Source organism: Sphingomonas sp. BK235, assembly GCF_004345855.1.
In the GTDB taxonomy this organism is placed as follows: domain Bacteria; phylum Pseudomonadota; class Alphaproteobacteria; order Sphingomonadales; family Sphingomonadaceae; genus Sphingomonas.
On record NZ_SLXN01000001.1, the window covers coordinates 719768 to 744996 of the forward strand.

The following is a 25229-nucleotide window of genomic DNA, read 5'->3' on the forward strand; positions in this document are numbered from 1 at the left end:
AGCGATGGAGCGCGCCGCGGCTCACAGCATTGCCTCCGCCTCGACCCGCGCCGCGACGTCGCCCGCCGCCTCGACCGCGTCGATCGCGAGCGCGATCGCGCCGAGCGGACCGGCGCGATCGCCCAGCGCAGGGGGCACGATATAGCCCTCGGCCGGCAGCTCGATATAGCCGGCGAGGCTGGCCTCCAGCCGCGCCGCGATGCGCGGCAGCAGATGCGGCTGCTTGACCGGCATGCCCCCGCCGATCGCGATGCGCAGCGGCCCGGTGCTGCCGACCAGCGCGTGGCACATCGCCGCGAGCACGTCGACGATCGGGTCCCAGATCGGATCGTCGGGGCCGACATCCTCGACCCGTCGCGTGCCGAGGCGGAGCTGGAGCGCGCTGCCCGACGCCAGCCCCTCGACGCAATCGTCGTGATAGCGACAGGCGCTGGGCGCGGTGTCACCGGCGGCGCGCGGCACGCGGATATGGCCCAATTCGCTGTGCCCGAGCCCGCGCGTCGGCCGGCCATGCACCACCAGCCCGACGCCGACCCCGGTGCCGACGGTCACATAGGCGAAATCGTCGAGGCCGCGCCCCGCGCCCCAGCGCATCTCCGCGAGCGCGGCGCCGTTGACGTCGGTGTCGAAACCCGTCGGCAGCCCGAGCGGCGCGGCCACGGTGCCGAGCACGTCGGCGTCGCGCCAGCCCGGCTTGTTGGTGGCGAGGACGTGGCCGTAGCGCGGCGAGGCGCGGTCGAGGCATACCGGACCGAATGAGGCAATGCCGATGCCGCCGAGCGGCTCGCGCGCGTGCCAGTCGCGCAGGATCGCGGCGAGCGCCGGCAGCGTCTCGCCGGGCGACAGCGTCGGCAGCGTGACCTGGTCGATCACCTCCTCGGGCGAGCGCGCCAGCGTGCAGACGCATTTGGTGCCGCCCAGCTCCACGCCGGCAAGCGGCGCACCGCGGGCGCCCCCGTCTGCCATATGTCGCATGCCGCCTCTCCCCCTCCGTCGCGTCCGGCCGCCGATCGTATGCAAGCGCTGCCGGCCGAACGGTTTAGAACATCAAATTGCATAATTCAAATGTCGGCGAAAGTCGGATGATGCTTGCGGCGCGGCGCGAAAGGCGCTGAGAACGTCATGACGCAACAGTCGGAGTAAACGGGGTGGCAGGTCGAGCGACGATCGCGGGGACGGCGGCATGAGCGGCGCACCGCCCCGCCTGTCGGGCACCAACCTCGAGCGCGCCGCCGATCACAACCAGCGGGTGACGCTCCACGCCATCCGAGTCGGCGGCTCGCTGACCCGCGTGGAGCTGGCGCAGATCACCGGGCTGACCGGGCCGGCGATCGCCAATATCACGCGCCGGCTGTTGCAGGACGGGCTGATCCAGGAGGCGGGCCAGCGCCGCGGCGGGCGCGGCCAGCCGCCGACCAAGCTCGAGGTGCGGCGCGACGCCTGCTACTCGATCGGGGTCAACGTCGACCGCGACCATATCACGCTGGTGCTGGTGGATTTCGCGGGCGAGACGCTGGCGCGGCGGACCGAGGAGGTGGATTTCGCGCTGCCCGACGACGTGCGCGCTTTCTATCGCCGCTCGATCAAGCCGATGCTGCGCGGTGCCGGGATCGACGCCGGCAAGCTGGTGGGGCTGGGCGTGGCGGTGCCCGACGATCTCGGCTCGGTCGACCTGCCCGGGCGGCCCGACGCCTATGACGCCTGGGAGCGGGTCGACATGGCGGCGCTGTTCGCCGAGCCGCTGTCGCTCCCCGTGTTCGTCGAGAATGACGCCGCCGCCGCCGCCACCGGCGAGATGCAGCTCGGCACCGGGCAGCGGTTCAGCAATTTCTTCTACATCCTGCTCTCCTCGGGGCTCGGCGGCGGCGTGGTGAACGACGGCGTCTACGCGCGCGGCGCGCACGGGCGCAGCGGCGAGCTCGGCTTCATGCTGGCGCCCGATGGCGCGGGTGCGCGCGAACAGGTGCAGAAGCTGGTGTCGCGCTCGGGGCTGCAGGAGCATCTCGCGCGCGATGGCCTCGTCATCGCGGCGGCACTGGCGCCCGACGCACCCGCCGCGGCGCGCGCCAGCGTCGACGTCTGGCTCGACCGCGCGGCGCAGCGGCTCTGCACGCCGCTGGACGCGATCAGCTGCCTGATCGATCCCGCCGTAGTGCTGATCGGCGGACGGCTGCCGGCGCCGCTGATCGAGCAGCTCGCGGCGCGGGTCAACGCCCGCATCGGCGAGGTCACCAACGCCCCGGCGATCGCGCGCGTGGAACGCGCCGCCTTGTCGGAGGACGCGCCCGCCGTCGGCGCGGCGATCCTGCCGTTCAGCCACTTCCTGCTGCCCAAACCGGGGGCGCTGTGGAAGGCGGCAGACTGAGGCGGAGCGGATAAGTCGCGCGACTGCAAAGGATTGCGCGAACGTTCTCAATCCTTCCATTTGACAATTTGTTTTTGCTATTGTCTGATTAACCACGCCGCTACCGCATCGTCAGCAGGGGCTCGGCGCGCCATCGGCGCGCCTGCGGTGGCGGGATCGAGGGAAGGGCGGGGCAACGAATCCCGCCGCCATGTGGAGGGATGGTCAGATGCGAGCTTATACCGATAGCACCCCGTCGCGTTGGTCGCGGCGCAGGTCGATGTCACTGCTGCTGGCGGGCGCGAGCCTGGCCGCGGGCATCGTCGGTAACGCCGACGCACAGCAGACCAGCCCCTCCACCGCCGCGGGCGCGCAGGCCGAACAGGCCGACAGGTCGCCCGACCAGGCCGGGGTGACCCCGCCGCAGAGCGGCACCGGCGAGGTGTCCGCGCCGGCCGCCAACAGCACGGTCGACAGCCCGGGCCAGCTACAGGCCGACGCCGCCGATGCGGCGGCGGCGGGCGGGGACGACATCGTCGTCACCGGATACCGTCGCTCGATCGAGCAGAGCCTCAGCCGCAAGCGCGAGGCCAATGCCTTCGTCGACGTGATCACCGCGGAGGACGTCGGCAAGTTCCCCGACAAGAACGTCGCCGACTCGCTCCAGCGCGTCCCCGGCGTGATCATCGAGCGCGACGGCGGCGAGGGTAGCCGCGTCAGCATCCGCGGCCTCGGCAGCGATCTGACGCTGACCGAGCTCAACGGCAATTTCATCGCCGGCACCGACACCGGCGATCCCTCGCGCTCGTTCAACTATCTGCTGCTGCCGTCGACGCTGATCGGCAGCGTCGAGGTGTTCAAATCGTCCGAGGCGCGGCTCGACGAGGGCGGCGTCGGCGGCGTCATCATCAACCACACGCGCGTCCCCTTCGATCTCGAGCCCTGGTCGGGCACCGTATCGGCCGAGGGCACCTATGCCGACGTCAGCAAGAAGACCGAGCCGAACGTCTCGGGCCTGCTATCGTGGCACAATGAGAGCAAGACGCTCGGCTTCCTCGTCGGCGCGACCTATCAGGAGCGCACCAACCGCACGCTGAGCGCCAACGCCGACAGCTGGCATTGGTGGACCAACGATCGCACCGCCAAGCCCGCGGTCGACGTCAACGGCAACCCGTTCGGCAACGACGCCGCGATCGACTATTGGAACGACGGCGTGAACGGCGGGCAGAAGACGCTCGGCGGCACCGAGTTCAACGGCTATTGGGCACCGCAGTCGGTCAGCGAGACGATCGAGGAACAGAAGCGCAAGCGCCTCGGCATCCAGGCGACGATGCAGGCCAAGCCGTTCGACAACCTCGAGATCACCGCCAATTACTTCCGCTTCCAGCTCGATGGCGACTACACCCGCAACGTCATCAAGATCCCGGAATGGGGTTACGGCAATTTCTTCACCGCCGGGACACTCGACAAGAGCGGGACGATCCTGACCGGCGCGACCTTCCAGGTGCCGCCCGAAGGGACCTTGTGCCGCGCCAACACCAATCCCTGCACGATGGAGACCCCGGCGCCGCAGAACTATCTGGCGCGCGAGAAGAGCGTGTCGAACACCTATGACGTCCATGCCAAGTGGAATCTCGATCACCTCAGCGTCGACGTCGTGTTCGGCAAGACCCGGTCGACCGGTGGCCCGTCGTTCCAATTCTATGCCCAGGCGAAGCCGCGTAACGGCACCGTCAACGGCAACAGCCTGAGCGCCTGGAACTTCACCGATCAGTCGATCGCGATGAACTTCTCGCCCGATATCATCCAGAACATGCTCAACGGCGTGGCGCAGATCGATCTCGGCTCGACCGGATCAGGCTTTACCAACAACTCGATCTCGCAGCGTTACGCTCAGGCCGACGTGACGCGCAGCTTCGACTCGCCGTTCCTCGCCTCGATCCAGGCGGGCGTGAAGTGGCGCGACGGTCGTGTCCACCGCGAGACCGGTCGTTTCGAATGGTATTCGGACGCCGCCAACACGCTGCGCTTCCAGGACACGCCGGGCGGCGCGCTGGCGCTGCCCGAGATCTTCTACCCCGACTCGCTCGGCAACATCGCCGGCGGGTTCGAGACCAGCGCCTTCCCGGCGATCAACATCGGCAACTACATCGACTATCTCAACGGGAAATATAATGGCCCGGTGCGCGTGCCCGAGCCGCAGAACCTCTACGACATCCAAGAGAAGATCTGGGCGGGCTATGCTCAGGCCAACTTCAAGACCGACACGGTGCGCGGCAACATCGGCCTGCGTGTCGTCAACACCAAGCAGAGCGGTGTGTCGAGCGACACGCTGACCTATGAGAACGACTATTGCGTCAACGGGCCAGACGGCCAGTTCGATCCGAACAAGCCGTTCGGTGAGGACGGCAACTGTCTGGTGATCCCGGAGGCGCAGCGTCAGCAGCGCGTCTTCACCCAGAATGCGGAAAGCAAGAGCTACACCGACTTCCTGCCGAGCTTCAACATCTCGTGGGAGGTGATCCCCAACCTGCTGCTGCGCGCCGCGGCATCGAAGGTGATGAGCCGCCCGGGGTACAATGATCTGGGCGCGGCGCGTTCGCTCACCTTCAACTCGGATCCCTTCACGTTCGACCGCGCCGAGTTCGGCGCGCTGCCCGGCTGGTTCGGCAACGGCGGCAATTTCAACCTCAAGCCTTTCCGGGCGTGGCAGTATGACGCCGGCGCGGAATGGTATTTCCACCCCGGCTCGGTCCTCGGCTTCACCCTGTTCCGCAAGGACGTGCAGGACTTCGTCGTGCCCGTGGTGATCGACCTGCCGCAGGAGGTCGCCGGCGAGACGGTGACGGTGCAGCAATATTCGACTCAGGCGAACGGCTCCAGCGCGGTATCGCAGGGCGTCGAGGTCTATGCCCAGCACACGCTCGACTTCGGTCTCGGTGCGCAGGTCAACTTCACCTACAACGACACGTCCACCGCCGACATCTCGCTCAACGGTACCGATCTGGGCACGTCGCCGCTGGTCAACAGCGCCAAGACGCAGCTCAACGCCTCGGTGTTCTACGAGCACGGCCCGGTGCTGCTGCGCGCGTCGTACAATCGCCGCGGCGAGGTGGTGCGCGGGCTGCTGTCGGGGATCAATTACTACGACGATCCCTATGAGCAGGTCGATCTGAACGCGGCCTTCGACGTGATGCAGAACGTCCAGATCACCGCCTCGGTGATCAATCTCACCAAGTCCGAGCAGCGCCAGCATCTCGGCAACGACACCAAGGACCGCTTCGTCTCGAACACCTACGCCGGCCGCCGCGTTTATCTCGGCGCCGCCTTCAAGTTCTGATCACATTTGACGTCTCAGGGAGAGTGAACATGGCAAGCGCGCGGCGCCGGGGCATCATCGCGGCGCTATGCGCCTCCGCCACGATGCTCTCCCCCGCGGCGACGGTGGCGCAGGACGCGCCACCGGCGTCGGTCGACCTCGTCAATCCGCTGATGGGGACGGACAGCAGCTACGAGCTGTCCTACGGCAACACCTATCCCGCGATCGCGGTGCCGTTCGGGATGAACGCCTGGACGCCCGTCACCGGCAAGATGGGGAACGGCTGGAGCTATACGTACAGCTCCCACAAGATCAACGGGTTCAAGCAGACGCACCAGCCGAGCCCGTGGATGAACGATTATGCCGCCTTCGCGCTGCTGCCGATGACCGGCGCGGTGAAGGCGAAGGAGGAGGAGCGCGCCTCCTGGTTCAGCCACAAGGCGGAGGAGAGCCGCGCATGGGGCTACAAGGTCTATCTCGCCGACTATGACGTCACCACCGAGATCGTGCCGACCGCGCGCGCGGCGCATTTCCGCTTCACCTTCCCCGAGACCAAGGACGCGCACGTCCTGCTCGACGGCTATGCCGGCGGCTCGATGGTGTCGGTCGACCCGGCGCGGCGCCGCATCACCGGCTATGTCAGCAACAACCACGGCGGCGTGCCGGCCAACTTCCGCAACTGGTTCGTGGTCGAGTTCGACAAGCCCTTCACCGTCAGCCAGACCTTCGACGGCAGCGGCACACTGACCGCGGGGCGCCGCGCCGAGGGCGATCACGTCGGCGCGGTGATCAGCTTCGCGACCAAGAAGGGCGAGCAGGTCGGTGCGCGCGTCGCCTCCTCGTTCATCAGCGCCGAGCAGGCGCAGCGCAACCTGGACGGCGAGATCGGCCGCGACACGTTCGACCAGACCAAGGCCAAGGCGCGTGCCGCCTGGTCGGCCGAGCTCGACCGCATCAAGGTCGACGATCCTGATCTCGACAATCGCCGCACCTTCTACTCGGCGCTGTGGCGGATGCTGCAGTTCCCGCGCGAGTTCCACGAGCGCGGCGCGGACGGCAAGCTGATCCACTACAGCCCGTACGACGGCAAGGTCCACGACGGCCCGCTCTACACCGACAACGGCTTCTGGGACACGTGGCGCGCGGTCTTCCCCTTCTTCGCGCTGATGTATCCCGAGCGCGACGGCGAGATCATGCAGGGGCTGGTCAACACCTACAAGGAATCGGGCTGGCTGCCGGAATGGGCGAGCCCGGGGCACCGCAGCGTGATGATCGGGTCGAATTCGGCCAATCTGATCGCGGACGCCTATCTCAACGGCGTGCGCGGTTTCGACGCGAACACGCTGTACGAGGCGATGGTCAAGAACGCGACCACCTCCGAGGGGCGCCCGCGCGACAAGAGCGGCAAGGTGCTCAGCGCGGTCGGGCGCGAGGGCGTCGAGCTGTACAACCAGCTCGGTTACGTCCCCTATGACGTCGGCATCAACGAGAATGCCGCGCGCACGCTCGAATATGCCACCGCTGACTTCTCGCTGTCGCGCATGGCGGCGGCGCTCGGCAAGACCGACGACGCGAAGAAGTACGCCGAGCACGCGCAGAATTATCGCAAGCTGTTCGACCCGCAGAGCGGCTGGATGCGCGGGCGCAACAGGGACGGCAGCTGGTCGGCCGCGTTCAGCCCGTACAAATGGGGCGACGCCTTCACCGAGGGGAATTCGATCCACTATAGCTGGTCGGTGATGCAGGACGTGCAGGGCCTGATCGACCTGATGGGCGGCGACCAGAAGTTCGTCGCGCGGCTCGACTCGGTGTTCTCCACCCCGCCGATCTTCGACGACAGCTATTACGGTCAGGTGATCCACGAGATCCGCGAGATGCAGATCGTCGATATGGGCCAGTATGCGCACGGCAACCAGCCGATCCAGCACATGATCTATCTGTACGATTGGGCCGGCGCGCCGTGGAAGGCGCAATATCACGCGCGCGAGGTGATGCGGAAACTCTACTCGGCGGCGCCCGACGGCTATCCCGGCGACGAGGACAACGGCCAAACCTCGGCCTGGTACGTCTTCTCCGCGCTCGGCTTCTATCCCGTCACGCCGACGGTCGGGCAATATGCCATCGGCAGCCCGCTGTTCCGCCGCACCAGCGTCACCATGCCGGGCGGCAAGGTGCTGACGATCGAGGCCGAGAACAACAGCCGCGACAATGTCTATATCCAGTCGGCGACGCTCAACGGCGTGCCCTACGCCAAGCCGTGGCTGTCGCGCGATGCACTCCAGGCCGGCGGTACGTTGCGCTTCGTCATGGGGCCGACGCCGAACAAGCAATGGGGCACCGCCAGGGCGGACCGGCCCTTCTCGATGAGCGCGCCCGGGGCGGTAGCCGGAACCCAGCGCCGCAACTGACCGGGCGCGCCTCCGATGCCGCGCGTCAGCGCGGCATCGGTGTGAGCGTCGGCGGGGCGTCGCCGGGCGCGCTGCCCCAGCTCTTGTTCGGAACCGGCCCCATCACCAGCTCGAGCCGCGCGCCGTCCTTGACGTCGTCGTGGCGGAACCACGCCTTCGTCCACGGCCGCCCGTTGAGCGTCGCCGACTGGATGTATGGGTTCGCGGCGCCGTTGTTCGTCGCCACGATCTCCAGCACTTTGCCGTTGCCGAGCGTCACCGCGGCGCGGTCGAATACCGGGCTCGCCAGCATATAGACGTCGCTCGACGGATCGACCGGGTAGAAGCCCAGCGCGGTCAGCGCGTACCAGGACGAGGTCGCGCCCTGGTCGTCCATGCCGGGATAGCCGAAGCCCGAGGCGTCGCTGCCGTAGAGCGTGTCCAGGATGCGGCGCGTCAGCGCCTGCGTCTTCCACGGCTGCCCGCCCCAGGCGTAGAGGAAGGGCGCGTGCTGGTCGGGCTGGTTGCCCTGGACATACTGGCCGACCATCCCGGTACAGTCGCGGCAGATCCCCTTGGGCGTGTAGGGCGTGGCGAAGAAGCGGTCGAGCTTGGCGTCGAACGCCGCGCGGCCGCCGAGCGCACCGGCGAGCCCGCCGACGTCGTGCGGCACCAGCCACAACGTCGACCAGCCCGACGCCTCCTTCATCATGAAGTTGTAATAGGGCTCCTGCGGGTCGAACGGCGCGATCCATTTGCCGTCCTCGGTACGACCGCGGATGAAACCGGTGCTTTTGTCGAACACGTTGCGCCAGTTGGCGGCGCGGCGGCGGAACAGCGCGGCATCGTCGCGGCGCCCGAGCCGCTCGGCCAGCTCCGCCATGGCATGGTCGTCCCAGGCATATTCCAGCGTGGTCGCCGCGCCCGCCTTGCCGCCCGCGTAAGGCGGGCTCGGGTTGCCCGCGGGCACCTCGTCCGAGATCCAGCCGCGCCGCATATATTCGGCGAGATAGCCGCGCGGCCCGGCGGGGTCGATCGCGTTCTTGCGCATGTAGTCGTAGGCCGCGCCATAGTCGAACGGGATGCCGCGCCGCATCGCGCCGAGATACAGGAACACCGCATTGTCGCCGTGGAACGAGGTGTTCATGAAGCCGCGCTCGCGCGCCATGTCGAGCTCGGACGCCATGATGTCCTGCACGACCTGAGGCTCGAGCAGCTCGAGCAGCACGATCTGGTTGCGCCCGGTATCCCAGAAGGGCACCGGGCCGTAGCGGTCGTGCGTCGCGGTCTGCACCCGGCCGTTGCTGTCGGCGAAGCGCTCGCCCTTGCGCGCGATCAGCCGCGGGCTGGCGAAGGACTGGAACAGGGTGGAGTAGAACAGCCGCCGCTGCTTCTCGCTGCCCCCGCTCACCTGCACCCGGTCGAGCAGCCCCGACCAGGCCGCGCGCGCCGCGCCGCGCATCGCGTCGAAGTCCCAGCCCGGGCTCTCGGCGCGCAGTCGCGCCTCGGCGTCGGCGTAGCTCGCGCCATGCGCGACCTTGACGAGCACCTGCTCGCCCGCGCGGGTGGTGAAGTCGGCATAGGCGCCGGCGAACCCGCCCTCGATCGTGCGTGCGTCGGGCATCACGTCCGAGCCGCCGATGCCATAGCCCTGACCATCGCCCGGAGCCTTGCGGAACGTGCCGAAGCGCTTGAACGGCTTGGAGAAGACTGCGACGAAATAGCGGCCGTCGCGGGCATCGTGATCGTCGTTGGCGGTGGCGGCGCCGCGGACAATGCGGTCGTTGACGACCTCGATCGCGCCGCCGCGCCGGTTGAGGTTGAGGATAAGGTGCGCGCGCTCGGTGGCGGGGAAGGTGAAGCGCATCAGCCCGGTGGCGCGGGTCGCGGTCAGCTCGGCCTTGACGCCGATGCTGGTGAGATCGGCGGCATAATAGCCCGGCGACGCCACCTCCTTGGCCTTGTCGTAATAGGCCTGGGTCGAGGCCGGCGGCACGGTCCAGTCGCCGACCACGGGCATGACGAAGGGCTGCGCGCGCCCGCCATAGGTCGGCCCGCCGCCCGCGGTGAAGCCGATCATCGTCGGGTTGCTGTAGTAATAGGGCGTCGCGACGCCCGTGGGGTAAGTGAGCGGCACGTTGACGTTGACCGGCGCCGCCTCGACCGCGCTGTGCGGCAACCGCGCGCCGGGCGAGGTGATGCCCGAATAGGTCGGCTCGCCCGGCGGGGGCGCGTTGCCGATCAGCTCGGGGCGATCGAGCGGCGCGGTGCCGACGCGCGGGTCGGCGAGGTCGACGCCGGACGGACCGGCCTGCTGGCCGTGGCCGCCGCTCGCCGTCAGCGCCGCGAGCGCCACCGCGCCCGCCCATGTCGTCGCTCGCCGCATCGTCACTCTCCCGCTCGCGCCGGGTGATCCGCTGCCACCCGGCTACGCTTCTGATTAGACGGATAAATCAATTTGCTTGTCAATGATGTGCGTCGCGGCGTGCACCCGAACGCCGCGCCCGGCCGTTGCACGCGCGCGAAGGAGTGAGCGGATGGTGGACGAGCGCGGACGCGCGGTACCGAGTGGGCGATGGTCGCGGCTGGGCGGTTTCGGCAAGCTCGCCGGCGGCGTCGCGGGTGGGGTGATCGCCGAGGGCGCGCGGCGGCTCGCCACCGGCGAGCGGCCGCGCATGAACGAGCTGCTGCTCACCCCCGCCAATGCCGCGCGCGTCGCCGACCAGCTCTCCCAGCTGCGCGGCGCGGCGATGAAGCTCGGGCAGATGATCTCGATGGACGCGGGCGACGTGCTGCCGCCCGAGCTCACCGCGATCCTGGCGCGGCTGCGCGAGAATGCGCACCACATGCCCCCGGCGCAGCTCGACCGCGTGCTGGCACAGCAATGGGGCGAGGGGTGGCGCAAGCGCTTCCGCCACTTCCAGGCGCATCCGATCGCCGCGGCCTCGATCGGCCAGGTCCATCGCGCCGAGCTGCGCGACGGCCGCGTGCTCGCGATCAAGGTGCAATATCCCGGCGTGGCGGAGAGCATCGACGCCGACGTCGACAATGTCGCCACGCTGCTGCGCGTCACCGGGCTGCTGCCGCGCGAGCTCGACCTGCGCCCTTTGCTCGAGGAGGCCAAGCGCCAGCTGCGCGAGGAGGCCGATTACGCGCGCGAGCTGGCGATGCTCGAGCGCTACCGCGACCTGCTCGGCGACGATCCCGCCTATGTGCTGCCCGCGGCCGAGCCGGCGCTGAGCACCGGGCGCGTGCTGGCGATGGACTTCGTCGCGGGCGCGCCGGTCGAGACGCTCGCCGAGGCGCCGCAGGAGACGCGCGACACCGCCGGCGCGGCGCTGGTGCGACTGGTGCTGCGCGAGCTGTTCGACTGGGGCGTGATGCAGACCGATCCGAACTTCGCCAACTATCGGTGGCAAGCGGGATCGGGGCGGCTAGTGCTGCTCGACTTCGGCGCGGCGCGGCCGGTCCGCGCGGAGACGCGCGCGGGCTATCACCGGCTGCTGATGGCGGGGCTCGACGGCGACCGCGCGCGCGTGCGCGAGGCGGCGCTGGCGGCGGGCTTCCTCGGGCAGGCGGCGGTGGAGCGCCACGGCGCGGCGGTCGATCGCATGATCGACGTCATCCTGACCGAACTCGGCCGGCCCGGCCTGTTCGACTTCGGCGACCGGGGCTTCGTCGGCGTGATCCGCGAGGAGGCGACCGCCGTGGCGCGCGACCGCTCGACCTGGCACCTGCCGCCGGTCGACACGTTGTTCGTCCAGCGCAAGGTGAGCGGCACCGCGCTGCTGTGCGCGCGGCTCGGCGCGAGGGTCGATGTGCGCGCGATGGTGGAGCGCTACCGCGGGCTGGACGTTGCGGCGCTAGGGTAGGGCGGTGCAGCGCTAGGGTAGAGCGGTGCGGCGCGGACGAGCCGCCCCCTCCTCTCATCCTCCGTCATCCTGAACTCGTTTCAGGATCCACGGCTCGGCGCAATCCATCGGACGGTGAGACGCGCGGACAGGTGGATCCTGAAACGAGTTCAGGATGACGCAGAAGAAGGAGGGAAAGATGGCGCTCGACCAAGCACGACCCGGCCGGCCCACCGTCCTCCGACCTCACAGGTTCGCCTGCTCCTCCTCGGGCAGATCGGCGTCGGGCGGATAATAGAGCGAGGCGCATTCCTCGCGCAGGCAGCCGCCCTCGATCACGATGTCGTCGCGGTAAGCGTCGCCGATGAATGCCAGCGTGTCGACGTGCTGCGCCTCCCAGTACATCGCGTGGACATCCTCGCGCCCCGCGCCATAAACAACGCGACCGACCTTCGACCAGATCGAGGCCATGGTGCACATGCCGCACGGTTGCAGCGTCGAGTAGAGCGTCGCGCCGCGCAGCTCGAGCGCGCCGCTGCTCTCGCAGGCGCGACGGATCGCCATCATCTCGGCGTGCGCGGTGGCGTCGGGCAGCTCGTGGGTCTGGTTGCGCTCGGCCGCCAGCACCTTGCCGTCGAGCACGATCACCGAGCCGAGCGGCGAGGTCGACGGGTCCGATCCCTTCGAGCGCGCCACCGCGATCGCCTCGCGCATCCAGCGTTCGTCTTCCTCGGTCATCGGCACCTCCGACCGCCCCAACGTCGCGGCGCGCCGGACGGTCCCGATCATCTCGCGTCCGTGACGCGCGATCAGCCACGTCCGACTTTGTTCCATTCGGAGACGCGCCGCGACTCTTCGCCATGCATCCCCTTCGCTCCCCGTGGGTTAGGCAGGAGCAGCATAGTAAAAGGGGCGTAACGAATGATGAGATATATCGCGGTCGCCGCGGCGGCGGTCGCGCTGGGCACGAGCCCGGCCACGGCGGACACGGTCAGCTACGGCACCAACACCAGCCAGCAGGTATCGTGCGCGCCGGGATGCACCGCGACGGTGCAATATAGCTTCGCGAGCTCGCTGTTTTCGACCGCGGGGTATATCGACAGCCTGACCTTCTTCCTTCAGCCCAACGCGGCGACGCCGCTGTCGATCTTCCTGTCGACCGCGGCGACGCAGGTCGGATCGATGTCGTCGACGCTGTCGGCCAATCGCGGCAGCGACTTCGCCTCCTTCTACGACGGCACCGTGGCGGGGGTTGACGCCGGGGCACGGACCTTCGACGGCCAGTCGTTCTTCTACGATCCCAGCGCGGGCGACCTGCTGCTCGAGATCCGCGGCGACGGGCTGCGCAACCTGACCAGCGCGGTGTCCTACACGCCGGGGCAGGTGCAGCGCGTCTACACGTTCAATTCCTTCGCCAACAAGGACAGCGGCATCGTCGATTCGGACGCGGGGCTGACCACCCGCTTCGGCTTCACCCCCGCCGCGGTGCCCGAGCCGGGGACCTGGGCGCTGATGATCGCGGGCTTCGCCGCGGTCGGCTTCGCGATGCGGCGCGGCGAACGACGGCGCCTGGCGGCGGCGTGACCCACCGGCGCGGCTCGTCGCGGGCCGCGCACGGAATTCGGTGAACGGTGCCGTCGCCTGCGCGAAGCGTGCGCGACCGCGGGTCGTGCCGCTTCCGCATCGTGGCGCGTCCTTCTACTCGGCGGCAAGGGTCGAGGACGGGGGATGACGATGACGGAGATGATGACGCTGCGACGACGCGATGCCCTGCGACTGGGTGTCGGCGGGTCGGCGGCGCTGCTGATGTCGTGTCGCGGCGAGGCGGTGGAGGTCGCCGCCGCGCGCCACGACGGCATACCGACGCGTCAGCTCGGTGCGATCACGGGTAATGATCCGCGCCGCATGGCCGAGTGGCAGCGCTGGCTCGGTCGCAAGCAGGATCATGACCTGCTCTATTTCAACCAGGACAGCTGGCCGCAGCTGGAACAGTCGATCGACTATATCGTCGGGATCGGTCGGATCGTGCTGTCACAGGGGCGCAAGGTCCATTGGTCGGTGCCGGTCGGCGGTGCAGGCGGCTATGAGAGTGTCGCCGCGGGCGCGCACGACGCGCTGTATCGCCGGATCGCGAGTGCGATCCTCTCGGCCTATCCGCGCGGCGACGGGCGCATCTTCGTGCGGCTGCCCTGGGAGTTCAACATGCCGTCGCAGTCGCTCGCGGCACGCGACCGCGGCGGACGCTGGACGGCGCGTCCGTTCGTGGCGGCGTGGCGACGCCTCGTCGGGCTGTTCCGCCAAGTGTCGCGGCGTTTCTACTTCGACTGGTGCCCCAATGCGGGCGAGGGTGGGATCAATCCCGAGCTATGCTACCCCGGCGACGACGTGGTCGACGTCATCAGCCTCGACCTCTATTATCAGGGGAAGTTCGACGACCAGAACATGCGCGACGGCGGGAAGTCGATCTTCGGCTATCGCCTGTCGCAGCCCTTCGGCCTGGCGTGGCTTTCCACCTTCGGCGCGCGGCGCGGCAAGCTCATCGGCCTGTCCGAATGGGGCGTGGACGACGATCGCGCGTCGCTGTTCGCCCAGGCGATGGTCGATTGGATCCGCGCGCAGGGCAGCCGGCTATCCCACCACAATTACTGGAACCGCACCGACGGCGGGATCAACGCGCGGCTGACCGACGGCCATCTGCCGCGAATCTCGCGCGTCTATCGTACGGCGTTCGGCCGCTGACGGACGGTCGCGGCGCGGTCCGGCGCGCCGCGACGCGGCGCCGGCAGCGCGTGCGCGGCGGGCCGGGAGCGCGGCGCGTCGGCGAAGCTGGGTGACGAGGACGATCGCGGTCGGCCAGAGCAGCGTGAGCAGGATGTCGCTGGCGGTGTCGCGAATTGTCCATCCCGGCGACTGGGCGAGCCAGTCGAGCGCCTCGTTGACCAACTCGGCGGCGATCACTGCCTGAAGGGCGCGGCTGGTGCTGCGTCGTCCGGTCGCGAGCAGGCGCACGAGCAGGAAGATGCCGAGGCCGGCATGGACGTGGAGCAGCGGGGCCGGTCCGGCCACCTGCACCAGCTGGTCGATCCCTTCCTTGTAGACGCGCGCGAATTCCATTCCACCGGGATAGCAAAGCGCGGGTTACCAGATCGCTACGCCGGGAAGAGGAGACGGCGCGTCAGTCCGCGCGTGAGCCGAGCCGATCACCGTCGTCGGTCGTGCGCGTCGCGCGATGGATGCCGTGCGCGGCGAACCCGCGCAGCCACTGCTGGCGTTCGGTCGCCATCAGCGATGAGCTGTACGGGCAGTCGCTGGGCGTCGTGCCGGCCACGCCTGCGCAGGTCAGCCCCTCGTTATATGGGTTCTGCATGCCGTGCCTTTCCGGGACTCGCTAGGTGAAGTGAGGGGCCGGACCGAGGGAACCAACGCGCGTCCTTGATCCAGGTTGCGCCATACCGCTGAATTTGGAAGCCTTTTCAAGCTAATGCGCATCAGCCTCGAATCGGTCCTTCGTGGCGGGTCAGAGCTGCGCCGCCGTGACGAGCTCCTCGCGTAAGCAGCGTTCTCGGTGTGTGGGAGCGCGGACGAGGCAGTTCAGGCCACCTTCTGTACGCTGAGCGTGACGCGGAACCGCTCCGCACGCCCGGTCACCTCGTGGCGCACCTCACAGTCGACCGCCCCCTGTTGGAAGCGGTCGCCCTCGGCGAGCAGCATCGACGTCGCGGTCGACACGGCGGCGCGCCGCGCCTCGGCCCGGCTGTCATGTCGCTCGACCGAGACATTGGCCATCCCGGCGCCCGAATAGGTGATGGCGAAACGTGGCATGCAGCGGTTGGTAGCGGCGCTTGGTTAACGCATGTCAAACGATCTGGCCGCGACGAACCTTTCGCGACGAGCGCGTGGCCGGGGGTGCGTGGACGAAGCTCCGTCATCCCACACGACGTGATCGCTGTGCGGAGATCGACGCGCCCCACGATTTTTTTCCACCCGTCGGCGCGGTCGACGCCTTCCTCTTCCTACCATGGGCTCAGTTCGAGTGAGCACCTCCCGATCCGGCAGCGCGTGGGCGCGGGGCCGGCGACGAAGGGAGGGCCGAGAGGGGATGACGGGTCATGGCAGACGATTCATTGCACGACCTCGGCGGCGACGCGACTGGAGGCTGGCACGCGACGCCTCCGATCGCGCGCCGTGGCGTGGTTGTCGCTGGTCTGGGCATCCTCTCGAGCGCCAGCCTTGCCGCGCTGTTCCGCGGAGCGCGCGACGGCGACGGTGGCAGCGCCCGCGGCGAGGCGAGGACTGGCGCCGAGCGGCGACCGCTGGGGGCGGGCTCGGTGTCTTCCGACGAGGTAGCGGGTGTGGCGCCGATCCTGCCGCTACTGCCGGGCGCCGCCGCCGACGCCTTCGTGCGGCTGATGGCCTATGATCCGGCAGCCGATCCGGACGCGGCCTATTTCCGCTCGACCGTGCCGCTCGCGCCGCGGATCGCGCCGTTTGCCGCGACACAGGCGCACCCGCGGCTCGACCCGCGCGCCGGCGCCGCGACGCTGGCCACCACCAACCGCACGATCGCGCCCGACGCGCCCGACGTCTGGCGCGCGGTGCGACACGCGACCACCCCGGCGGGCGGTGTCCAGGTCGCGCGGCGGCTCGGCGTCCACGACATCGTGGTGCAATGGGGCGGCACCGGCATTGTCCCCAACCCGGCGCTGACCGACGCGGCGCATCGCAACGGCGCGCTCTGCCTCGGGACGATCTGGCAGCCCGACGCGCGGCTGTTCGACGGCAGCGTGGTGCCGGTCGAGCGCGTCGCGGAGAAGCTGGTCGCGCTGGCGCATTATTTCGGGTTCGACGGCTATTTCGTCAATCACGAGCTCGGCTCGGCGCAGGCCAAGGCGCAGGTGGCGGGGCTGATGGCGGCGATGCACGCCGCGGCGCGGCGCGCGCGCGTCGCGCCGTTCCACCTCCAGCATTACGACGGGCACGGCGACCTCAGGGACCTGTTCGCGCCCGACGCGAGCGGCGCCCCCGCCGCCGACAGCGTGATGATCGACCAGGGCTGGAGCGGCTATAACGGACCGGGCGGCTGCTGCACCAGCTGGCCCGCCGACCCGGTGACGCTCGCGGCGGGCGCGAGCGCCTTCCAGCGCGCGCCCGAGGACGTCTTCTTCGGGCTGCAGCTCTATCCGGGCCCGGGGTTCATCGGCGCCGCGGCGCCGCGCGTGATCAGCCCGGACGGGGGCACCGCACGCGGCGGCGGGCTCCAGCTCTACTCGGTCGACGACGGCTGCCTCAATCTATGGCGGGCGCGCCAGGCCGGGCGCGGCGCCGCCTTCCTCGACGCGGCCGCCGACGTCGCGACGATCGAGCGGCTGGTCTACAGCGGCCAGACGCAGAACCCGGCGCTGTCGAACGCGCCGAGCGCCGCGCAGCAGGCGGTGTACGACAGCGGCCGGCTCAGCTGGGGCGACACGACCTTCTACCGCCTGTCCGAATGGGCGACGACCGACGGCACGCTCGCACGCTTCCGTCCCGACCAGGCCGATTTGCCGATCACCTATGGCGTGGCAAATTTCATCGCCGAGCGCTCGGTGATCGGTGCGGCACCGTTCGCCACGCATTTCAACGAGGGTGAGGGGCGGGCCTTCTTCGTCGAGGGGCGGCGCGTCGGCGAGGCCGCCTGGTTCAACCTCGGCATCCAGGACGTGCTGCCGACGTGGCAATGGTGGCGCGCCCCGTTCGACGGGCTGACCGACCGCGCCGCGGAGGCGCCCGGTCTGCTCCCCGGTCTGCTCGACGTCGGCCTCGATCAGGTGATCGCCTATGACGGCGGCTCGTCGCTGCGCGTGCACGGCCTGCTCGGCGCCGGCGCGGCGACGCGGGTCCATCTGTTCAAGACCGACATCGCGGTGGCAGGCGCGACCGCGGTCGAGCTCGTGACGCTCGCCCGCGCGGCGGACCGCGCGCGCACCCGGCTCGGCCTGATCTTCGCCGACCGGCCCGACCAGCCGGAGTGGCTGCCGCTGCCACCGGGCTGGCCCGCCGCGGGCGAGGGCGGCTGGACGCTCAGCCGGCTCGCGCTCGGCCGCTTCTCCGGCCGCCGCGTCGCCAGCATCCTGCTCGGGTTCGAGCCCGGCGACGACGTCGCCGCGCCGTTCGACCTGCGCGTCGGGCGCTTCGCGGTCACCGGCCAGGACTACGTCTCGCTCGCGCCGCCGCGCGGGCTGCGGCTCGATCGCCGCGTCACCGACGCCGCGACCGGGGCGATCGGGCTCGGGCTGCGCTGGGAGGACGACGGCCGCTTCGACGTCTTCCGCGTCGACGCGCAGGGCGGCGCGCGCCGCTGGCTCGGGCGCATCGACGGCCGGTGCTTCTACGCGCCCGCCGCGCTGCCGGCGGGGACCGCGTCGGCGATCATCGAGGTGCAGGCGATCGGCGGCGGCCGGCGCGGCGGCGCGGCGCGGCTCCGCGTCTGATCCGGGGGGATCGCGGCCCGACGCGCGCGCCGGGCCACCTATCAACGAGAGGGGAGACTACGATGACCATCCTGCGGCGGCTCGCGCTTCTGGCGAGCGTTTCCACGCTGACCCTGCTGCCCGCCATGGCCGCGGCGCAGCAGCCCACCGCCCCGGCGGCGGACAGCGCACCTCCCGCGCAAGACGACCAGGCCGCCGCGCAGGACATCGTCGTCACCGGCATCCGCGCCAGCCTCGCCTCGGCGCTCTCCGCCAAGCGGCTCGCCCCCAACGTGATCGACAGCATCTCCGCCGAGGACGCGGGCAAGTTCCCCGAGGTGAACGTCGCCGAATCGCTCCAGCGCGTGCCCGGCGTGCAGGTGGTGCGCGGCTTCGGCCTGGGGCAGCAGATCGCCGCGCGCGGGCTGGGGCCGGACTTCACCAACGTGCTGCTCGACGGGCGCACTTTGCCGTCCGACACCGGCGCCTGGTCGGCCGACGGCGGCGGGCGTGGGCGCAGCTTCAACTTCGACGTGCTGCCCGCGGACATGATCTCGCGCATCGACGTCAACAAGACGATGCTGCCCAGCCTGACCGAGGGCGGCATCGGCGCCACCGTCAACATCCTCACCCCGCGCCCGCTGACGATCGGGAAGAGCTATGGCGCGCTGTCGTTCAGCGGCATGGCGGTGGAGCGCGCCCACACCGTCCGCCCCAATGTCAGCGGGCTGTATTCCTGGGTCAATCCGGCCAGGACCGTGGGCGTGCTGGTGTCGGGCTCCTATGCCGACTTCCGCATGTCGGGGGATTATGCGCGCATCAACCAATGGGATTCCGCCGCCTTCCACGTCGTGCGCGGCGGTGCCGCCGCGCCGGTGGTCGCCTCGGAGCGGCTCAACGGCCCGCGGCAGGCGAGCTACGGCACCTATGACGGTGGCACGAAGCGCTATTTCGGCAGCGTCGCGGTCCAGGTCGCGCCGAGTGACCGGCTGACGCTGAGCGCCGACGGCTTCTACACGCGGCTCGACCAGAAGGTCGGCGACTCGATCGTCAACCTCGTGTTCGGCAACACGATCATCGACCCGACGGTGGATCGCGACGGCATCGTCACCGCGGGCACCTATCCCGGCCAGGCGTTCCTGAATGCCCCCGCGGTCGCCGCCGCGCTGGCGGGGAGCCAGGTGGCGCAGCCGCAGAACCTCTCGGTGATCCGCTCGCGCGACCGGCTCGCGGAGAGCTATGACCTCGGCCTCAACGCGGCGTGGCGGCCGAGCGACGCGCTGACGATCACCGCCGACGTCTCCCACGGCCGCGCCACCGGCGACAAGCGCTTCGATCCCTATGTGCTGATCGGCAACTATGCCGCCAACGACGTCAGCTACGCGTTCAAGAACGGCAACCCGCAGATCGCGACCAGCGACACGGTGTTCACCGACCCCGCGCGGATCCGGCTCGGCTATTCGGGCAATTGGGGGCAGACGGTCGATGATCGCCTCACCGAGGCGCAGCTGGGCGCGCGCTGGCGCCCGGGCGGGTCGGTGATAAGCGCGATCAGCCTCGGCGCCGACTATCAGGACCGCACCAAGGGGCAGGACAATTACAGCTCGCGCTCCGATCCCTACGACACGCTGACCTTTCCGGTCGACCCGTCGCTGCTGCGGCCGATGACGCTGGGCGACGGCTTCCTGCGCGGCGCGGTCACGCCGCCGAGCCGCCAGTTCTTCGGCTATGATCCGCACCGGCTGATCGCGTGGCTGTCGCAGCCGGCGCAGCTCGACCGCCGCGGCCAGTATAGCAGCAGCTATCTGCCGACGCGCGCCGCCGATGGGACGACCAGCTGCACCGGCAATTGCGCGCTGATCGAGTCCGACCCGAAGATCCCGGGCGGCCCGCTCGCGCTGGTGTACGACCCGGGCGGCAGCTTCGCGACGCGCGAGCGGGTCGCCGCGGGCTATGCCGATGCGACGCTGGCGGCGGGCGCGCTGTCGGGTAACGTCGGCGCGCGCCTCGTCCACGTCGACACCGAGTCGCGCGGTTACGGCTCCACCGTCACCGCGATCACGCTGCCGGCGGGCGGCACCAATTACGTGTTCACCTATTCGCCCGCCGGCCCGCAGGCGCGGGGCGCGCGCTATACCGCGGTGCTGCCCTCGGCGAACCTGAGCTACGAGATCACCCCCGAGCTGCTGCTGCGCGGCGCGGTGGGGCGGGCGCTGAGCCGCGCCGACCTCAACGACCTGCGCTACGGCGAGTCATGGGCCGGGCAGGCCGGGCGGCTGACGCTGGGGCTGGGCAACCCCGCGCTCAAGCCGCAGTTCGCGACCAACTACGACCTGTCGCTCGAATATTATCTGTCGAAGGTGAGCTACCTCTCGGTCGCCGGCTTCCGCAAGGATCTCTCCGACCTGTTCCAGTCGCGCACGATCGAGGCGACGCTGCCGCTCGCGCCCGAGCGCGTCTTCGTCACCCAGACGGTCAACCTGGCGCGCGGGCGGGTCGACGGCGTCGAGGTGGCGGCGCAATATACGCTGGACGAACGCTTTGGCTGGCTCTCCGGCCTGGGCGCCAGCGCCAATTACACGCACGTCGACGCCAGGACGCGCGGTGCCGCCGGCGCGTGCGGCTTCACCGGCATCTCGCCCGATTCGTACAATGCCAGCGGCTTCTACGATAACGGTCGGCTCGAACTGCGCGCCTCGTACAATTGGCGCTCGCGCTGGACGATGGCGTGCGACTGGGGCGGGGCGGGGGTCGACCAGATTCACGCCGCTTATGGCCAAGTCGATCTCGCGCTTCGGTTCAACTTCAACGCGACGCTACAGCTGTTCGCCGACGTCACCAACCTGACCGACGCGGACAATCTGATCTACGGCGGGGTGAAATCGCGCTTCATCGACCGCGGCATCAATTATCGCCGCGTCAATGCCGGAGCGCGCTTGCGTTTCTGACGGTCAGGCGCCGGCGCCGAACAATGTGCTGGCGCCCGTCTCCGCGAGACGGGCCGCTTCTCTCGCGTCGCCGGCGCGACAACTCCCTTCGTGCTGGCCGGCAGCGCGGCGGCGTCTCTGGTCACTGGACTGCGTCGCCAAGTTCGCCGATCAGGGTCGGCGTCACGGGTGGTGGCGGTCGAGAGAAAAGAGGGCGGTGCCGGTTGCAGGGATCGAACCCGCGACCTTCGGTTTACAAAACCGCTGCTCTACCAGCTGAGCTAAACCGGCGTGTCGGCGGCCCTCATGCGTCACGCGACGCCGAAGGTCCAGCCCTCCGTCCGCGCCACCAGCGGCGTCAGCCCGCGCGGCCGCCATAGCCGGTCATGCCCCACGCGCGTGCGCAGCCAGGCGGCGGTGACCAACGCGTCGGTGGCGTGATCGTCGTAGCGCGTCAGCGGGCGGTGCGGCGCGCTGCCCAGCGCGGCCAGCGCGGCATCCAGCGCCGCGGCGTCGCGCACCTTGCTGCGGCCGCGCGGCACCCCCGCGTCGCGCGCCGCGATCGCGGTATAGATCTCGACCACCAGCGCGCCGCGCGCCGGCACCGGGTCGAACGGCCAGATCGCGACCTGCCCGTCGAGCCGGTGAAGCAGCCGCATCCCCGCGAAGCTCGCCTTGGCGACCTGCGCCGCCCCGATCGCATCATAGACGGTGGAGGGCTTGGTGGTGCCGTCATGCGCCACCTCGCACACGCGCCAATGAAGGAAGTCGCGCTTCGCCCCGTCGGCCGCGCCCAGGTAGAAATGGCGCCCGCGGCGGGCTTCGAGGAAGGAGGCGGCGCCGAGGTCCGCGTCGGGGCTGGCGGCATCGACGTAGCGCCACAGCGCGCGCGCGTCGGGCGTGTCGGTCTCGCCGGGCAGATGCGCGCCGCGCGCGACGAACGGCGCGGCGAAGCTGAAGTCGAAGCCCACCAGCATCGCGCGATCGCGGCGGGCCATCAGCCAGTCGAGGACCTCCGCGCGCGACCAGCCGCGCGGCGGCGGCGCGACAAGTTCTGGCGCGCCGACACCCGCGTCGCAGCGCGCGACCGCGATCCCGCGGTGCCGGTCGCCGCGTGCACCCGACCAGTCGATCGCCACGAACTCGGTGAAGCGGCCGGGCGGCGGCGCGCTCACCGGGCCGCGATCACGTCCGCGGTGAAGCGCGCGACGTCGAAGCGTGCGCCGGTCGGATCCTCGCCGCGGCGCACCACCACCAGCCGTTCCGATGGCACGACCATGACATATTGGCCGCGATTGCCCTGCGCCGAATAGCTTCCCGCGGGCAGACCCTGCGCCGGCCCGAACAGCCAGATCGACGCGCCATAGCCCTCGTCGCGCTCGGGCTGGGGCGCGCGCGCGGTCGTCATGTAGCGCATCCAGCCCGCGGGCAGCAGCCTTCGCCCCTGCCACATGCCGTCCTGCAACCAGAATTGCCCCAGCCGGGCGAGGTCGCGCGCGGTGGTCCACACCGCGCTGGAGAGGAGGTAGTTACCCTGCCAGTCGGACTCCGCGACGGTGTGTCGCATTCCCAGCGGCGCGAACAGCCGCCCCGGCAAGGCGCGGTAGCGCGCCTCGCCCAGCGCAGCGCGCAACGCCCGCGTCGCGAGCAGGATGTCGTTGTTGGCGTACCGGAAGAAGGTGCCGGGCCGCGACGAGAGCGGCCAACCGGTGGCCTGTTCGGTCACCGCGGTGCCGCCGAAATAGAGCGCGTCGGTACGGTTGCCCGGAGTGTCGCTGTGCAGCCCCGAACTCATCCGCAGCAGTTGGTCGAGCGTCACGCGCGCGCGCGGGTCGCCCGGTCGCCGCCACTCGGGGATCGCGGCAGGGCGCGACGGATCGACGCCGCTCAGTCCCACGAGCGTGCCGGTGATGCTCTTCGCCACCGACCAGGTACGATTGGGAACGTAGGGGCCGAAGCCGTCGCGATAGCGCTCCGCCACCACCTTGCCGTCGCGCAGGACGACGACCCCGACCGTCTCGGTCCGATGGCCGAATCCGCCCTCGAAGGCACGCGCGACCACGCCCGCGAGCGCGGCGCCGGGGCGGGGCGCGATGCCGGCGTCTCCCATGGGCCAGCGGCGCGGGTCGGGACCCAGCGCGCGGGGCGCGGCCCCCGCGGGCGGGCGCGAGACCGGCTCGGCACCGATCGGCGCGAGCGTGCAGCCCGCACCCGCTGCCCAGGTCGCTCTGCGCGGCGGCAGCGCGCGATCGAAGCTGACGCTGACACCGCGGCCGACCCGATCGACCCGCGCCGCGAGCGTCGGAACGATCGCGTCATATTCGGGGTAGATGCCGCGCAGCTCGAGCGCTTCGACCTGGCGCTCGCGGCGCCCCGCCGTGAACAGGCCGTCGCACAGGAAATAGGCCTTGTACCCCGCCGCGATCGCGCGCGCATAGCGTTGGTGATCGCCCGCGCGCACCGCCGGCGGCGACTGTGCCGCGGCGGGCGCGGCGAGCAGCAGGAACGGGACGAGCCTAATCGCGGTGCGCATGCCGCCGCTCATCCCACCAGGCGAGCCGCTCGGCAACGCGCTTCTCATAGCCGCGGTCGGTCGGCGCGTAGAAGCGTTGCGGCGGCAGCTCGTCGGGCCAATAGTTCGCGCCCGAGAAGCCGCCCTCGCTGTCGTGGTCATATTCGTAGTTCGCGCCATAGCCGATCTGCTTCATCAGCTTGGTCGGCGCGTTGAGGATATTGGCGGGGGGCATCAGCGAGCCGGTCTCGCGCGCCACCTTCCACGCCGCCTTCTGCGCGGCATAGACCGCGTTCGATTTCGGCGCGGTGGCGAGATAGACGCAGGCCTGCGCGATCGCCAGCTCGCCCTCGGGTGATCCGAGAAAGTCATAGGCCTCCTTGGCGGCGAGGCATTGCGCCAGCGCCTGCGGGTCGGCCAGCCCGATATCCTCGACCGCGGCACGCGTCAGCCGGCGCAGCAGGTAGAGCGGCTCCTCGCCCGCTGTGAGCATCCGCGCGAGATAATAGAGCGCCGCCTGCGGGTCCGAGCCGCGGATCGACTTATGCAGCGCGCTGATGAGGTTGTAATGCCCCTCGCGGTCCTTGTCATAGACCGCGACGCGGCGCTGGAGGAAGCTCGACAGGCCGGCCGGGTCGAGCGGGGCGGGGAGGTCGACCGAGAAGAGCGTCTCGACCTGGTTGAGCAGGAAGCGCCCGTCGCCGTCGGCGCTCGCGACCAACGCGTCGCGCGCGGCGGGGTCGAGCGGGAGCGCGCGGCCGACCTCGGCCTCGGCGCGCGCGATCAGCTGCTCGAGCGCGGCGCGGTCGAGCCGGTGGAGGATCAGCACCTGCGCGCGGCTGAGCAGCGCGGCATTGAGCTCGAACGACGGGTTCTCGGTGGTGGCGCCGACCAGCGTCACCGTGCCGTCCTCGACGTAAGGGAGGAAGCCGTCCTGCTGCGCGCGATTGAAGCGGTGGATCTCGTCGACGAAGAGCAAAGTGCGCTTGCCCAGTCGCGCGTGGTCGCGCGCCTCGGCGAAGGCTTTCTTGAGATCGGCGACGCCGGAGAACACCGCCGAGATGGCGGCGAAGCGCAGCCCCACCGCCTGGGCGAGCAGCCGCGCGATCGTGGTCTTGCCCGTGCCGGGCGGCCCCCACAGGATCATCGACGAGAGCCGCCCCGCCGCCACCATCCGCCCGATCGCGCCCTCGGCGCCGGTGAGATGGTCCTGCCCGACGACCTCGTCGAGCGCGCGCGGGCGCAGCCGGTCGGCGAGCGGCGCGTCGGCCGCGGGGGGCGGGTCGGGGGGAGCGGCCGGGTCGAGCCCGGCGAACAGGTCGGCCATCGCGCCGATGTAGGCGCGCACGGCCAGCGCGTCATCTCGTGATCTCAAGATATATCGCAGAGCATCTTGACGACATCAAACTACGATATATCTTGAGCGCATCGTGATGAGGA

17 protein-coding genes and 1 tRNA gene are annotated in these 25229 nt (G+C 70.0%); 8 read left to right on the forward strand and 10 right to left on the reverse strand.

Annotated elements, in window-relative coordinates; genetic code table 11:
* Positions 1-21: 21 nt before the first annotated feature.
* Entirely contained in the window at positions 22-975 is a 954-nt protein-coding gene (locus EV292_RS03305) for an ROK family protein (protein WP_243693578.1), read from the reverse strand.
* Positions 976-1183: 208 nt separating this feature from the next.
* Between EV292_RS03305 and EV292_RS03310 the strand changes: the two genes are divergently transcribed.
* The 3 genes from EV292_RS03310 (at position 1184) to EV292_RS03320 (ending at position 8071) form a co-directional block, all read left to right on the forward strand.
* Positions 1184-2365 carry an ROK family transcriptional regulator gene (locus EV292_RS03310; RefSeq protein WP_132907733.1) on the forward strand — a complete coding sequence of 394 codons (1182 nt, stop codon included), beginning with the start codon at positions 1184-1186 and terminating at the stop codon, positions 2363-2365.
* A 259-nt stretch (positions 2366-2624) separates the two neighbouring features.
* Positions 2625-5684, forward strand: a complete 3060-nt coding sequence (locus EV292_RS03315) for a TonB-dependent receptor (protein ID WP_132907734.1) — start codon at positions 2625-2627, stop codon at positions 5682-5684.
* A gap of 29 nt (positions 5685-5713) precedes the next feature.
* Positions 5714-8071: a GH92 family glycosyl hydrolase gene (locus tag EV292_RS03320; protein WP_132907735.1), complete on the forward strand. Its 2358-nt coding sequence runs from the start codon at positions 5714-5716 to the stop codon at positions 8069-8071.
* Between the two features lie 25 nt (positions 8072-8096).
* Here EV292_RS03320 and EV292_RS03325 read toward each other — a convergent pair whose 3' ends face one another.
* Positions 8097-10436, reverse strand: a complete 2340-nt coding sequence (locus tag EV292_RS03325) for a GH92 family glycosyl hydrolase (RefSeq protein ID WP_132907736.1) — start codon at positions 10434-10436, stop codon at positions 8097-8099.
* 151 nt (positions 10437-10587) lie between these two features.
* On the opposite strand from EV292_RS03325, the gene EV292_RS03330 reads away from it, so the two are divergent.
* Positions 10588-11922: an AarF/ABC1/UbiB kinase family protein gene (locus tag EV292_RS03330; RefSeq protein WP_132907737.1), complete on the forward strand. Its 1335-nt coding sequence runs from the start codon at positions 10588-10590 to the stop codon at positions 11920-11922.
* A gap of 225 nt (positions 11923-12147) precedes the next feature.
* On the opposite strand, the gene EV292_RS03335 is transcribed toward EV292_RS03330, so the two are convergent.
* Positions 12148-12639, reverse strand: a complete 492-nt coding sequence (locus EV292_RS03335) for a nucleoside deaminase (RefSeq protein ID WP_132908166.1) — start codon at positions 12637-12639, stop codon at positions 12148-12150.
* 183 nt (positions 12640-12822) lie between these two features.
* Here EV292_RS03335 and EV292_RS23025 point away from each other — a divergent pair, with 183 nt between their 5' ends.
* Together EV292_RS23025 and EV292_RS03345 are read left to right on the forward strand one after the other, a co-directional pair.
* Positions 12823-13485 carry a PEPxxWA-CTERM sorting domain-containing protein gene (locus EV292_RS23025; RefSeq protein WP_243693579.1) on the forward strand — a complete coding sequence of 221 codons (663 nt, stop codon included), beginning with the start codon at positions 12823-12825 and terminating at the stop codon, positions 13483-13485.
* Between the two features lie 144 nt (positions 13486-13629).
* Positions 13630-14640 carry a hypothetical protein gene (locus EV292_RS03345; RefSeq protein ID WP_132907738.1) on the forward strand — a complete coding sequence of 337 codons (1011 nt, stop codon included), beginning with the start codon at positions 13630-13632 and terminating at the stop codon, positions 14638-14640.
* Here the strand turns inward: EV292_RS03345 and EV292_RS03350 are convergent.
* The 3 genes from EV292_RS03350 to EV292_RS03360 form a co-directional block, all read right to left on the reverse strand.
* A complete protein-coding gene (locus EV292_RS03350; protein ID WP_132907739.1) occupies positions 14530-15015 on the reverse strand; it encodes a hypothetical protein in 486 nt (161 codons plus the stop codon). The genes EV292_RS03345 and EV292_RS03350 overlap by 111 nt on opposite strands.
* A gap of 61 nt (positions 15016-15076) precedes the next feature.
* A complete protein-coding gene (locus EV292_RS03355; RefSeq protein ID WP_132907740.1) occupies positions 15077-15268 on the reverse strand; it encodes an Rmf/CrpP family protein in 192 nt (63 codons plus the stop codon).
* Between the two features lie 224 nt (positions 15269-15492).
* Complete coding sequence (locus EV292_RS03360; RefSeq protein WP_132907741.1) at positions 15493-15723, reverse strand: hypothetical protein; 231 nt, start codon at positions 15721-15723, stop codon at positions 15493-15495.
* A 287-nt stretch (positions 15724-16010) separates the two neighbouring features.
* Between EV292_RS03360 and EV292_RS03365 the strand changes: the two genes are divergently transcribed.
* Positions 16011-18371 (forward strand): hypothetical protein, encoded by a 2361-nt coding sequence (locus EV292_RS03365; protein WP_132907742.1) that lies wholly within the window; start codon positions 16011-16013, stop codon positions 18369-18371.
* A gap of 62 nt (positions 18372-18433) precedes the next feature.
* Entirely contained in the window at positions 18434-21298 is a 2865-nt protein-coding gene (locus EV292_RS03370) for a TonB-dependent receptor (protein WP_132907743.1), read from the forward strand.
* 197 nt (positions 21299-21495) lie between these two features.
* Here EV292_RS03370 and EV292_RS03375 read toward each other — a convergent pair.
* The 4 genes from EV292_RS03375 to EV292_RS03390 form a co-directional block, all read right to left on the reverse strand.
* Positions 21496-21568, reverse strand: a tRNA-Thr gene (locus EV292_RS03375).
* A 20-nt stretch (positions 21569-21588) separates the two neighbouring features.
* Positions 21589-22452 (reverse strand): hypothetical protein, encoded by an 864-nt coding sequence (locus tag EV292_RS03380; protein ID WP_132907744.1) that lies wholly within the window; start codon positions 22450-22452, stop codon positions 21589-21591.
* Entirely contained in the window at positions 22449-23810 is a 1362-nt protein-coding gene (locus EV292_RS03385; protein WP_132907745.1) for a serine hydrolase, read from the reverse strand. Before EV292_RS03385 ends, EV292_RS03380 begins: the two co-directional genes overlap by 4 nt.
* The gene (locus EV292_RS03390; protein WP_132907746.1) at positions 23794-25116 is read right to left on the reverse strand and encodes a replication-associated recombination protein A; all 1323 of its coding nucleotides are present in this window, start codon (positions 25114-25116) and stop codon (positions 23794-23796) included. Before EV292_RS03390 ends, EV292_RS03385 begins: the two co-directional genes overlap by 17 nt.
* Positions 25117-25229 lie beyond the last annotated feature (113 nt).

Bases quoted from the DNA above. Each gene is read 5' to 3' on its own strand.
- EV292_RS03390 (WP_132907746.1), bottom strand. From the start codon at position 25,116: ATGGCCGACCTGTTCGCCGGGCTCGACCCGGCCGCTCCCCCCGACCCG.
- EV292_RS03345 (WP_132907738.1), top strand. From the start codon at position 13,630: ATGACGATGACGGAGATGATGACGCTGCGACGACGCGATGCCCTGCGA.
- EV292_RS03335 (WP_132908166.1), bottom strand. From the start codon at position 12,639: ATGACCGAGGAAGACGAACGCTGGATGCGCGAGGCGATCGCGGTGGCG.
- EV292_RS03330 (WP_132907737.1), top strand. From the start codon at position 10,588: ATGGTGGACGAGCGCGGACGCGCGGTACCGAGTGGGCGATGGTCGCGG.
- EV292_RS03360 (WP_132907741.1), bottom strand. From the start codon at position 15,723: ATGCCACGTTTCGCCATCACCTATTCGGGCGCCGGGATGGCCAATGTC.
- EV292_RS03315 (WP_132907734.1), top strand. From the start codon at position 2,625: ATGTCACTGCTGCTGGCGGGCGCGAGCCTGGCCGCGGGCATCGTCGGT.
- EV292_RS03370 (WP_132907743.1), top strand. From the start codon at position 18,434: ATGACCATCCTGCGGCGGCTCGCGCTTCTGGCGAGCGTTTCCACGCTG.
- EV292_RS03305 (WP_243693578.1), bottom strand. From the start codon at position 975: ATGCGACATATGGCAGACGGGGGCGCCCGCGGTGCGCCGCTTGCCGGC.
- EV292_RS23025 (WP_243693579.1), top strand. From the start codon at position 12,823: ATGATGAGATATATCGCGGTCGCCGCGGCGGCGGTCGCGCTGGGCACG.
- EV292_RS03365 (WP_132907742.1), top strand. From the start codon at position 16,011: ATGGCAGACGATTCATTGCACGACCTCGGCGGCGACGCGACTGGAGGC.
- EV292_RS03310 (WP_132907733.1), top strand. From the start codon at position 1,184: ATGAGCGGCGCACCGCCCCGCCTGTCGGGCACCAACCTCGAGCGCGCC.
- EV292_RS03355 (WP_132907740.1), bottom strand. From the start codon at position 15,268: ATGCAGAACCCATATAACGAGGGGCTGACCTGCGCAGGCGTGGCCGGC.
- EV292_RS03325 (WP_132907736.1), bottom strand. From the start codon at position 10,436: ATGCGGCGAGCGACGACATGGGCGGGCGCGGTGGCGCTCGCGGCGCTG.
- EV292_RS03350 (WP_132907739.1), bottom strand. From the start codon at position 15,015: ATGGAATTCGCGCGCGTCTACAAGGAAGGGATCGACCAGCTGGTGCAG.
- EV292_RS03320 (WP_132907735.1), top strand. From the start codon at position 5,714: ATGGCAAGCGCGCGGCGCCGGGGCATCATCGCGGCGCTATGCGCCTCC.
- EV292_RS03385 (WP_132907745.1), bottom strand. From the start codon at position 23,810: ATGCGCACCGCGATTAGGCTCGTCCCGTTCCTGCTGCTCGCCGCGCCC.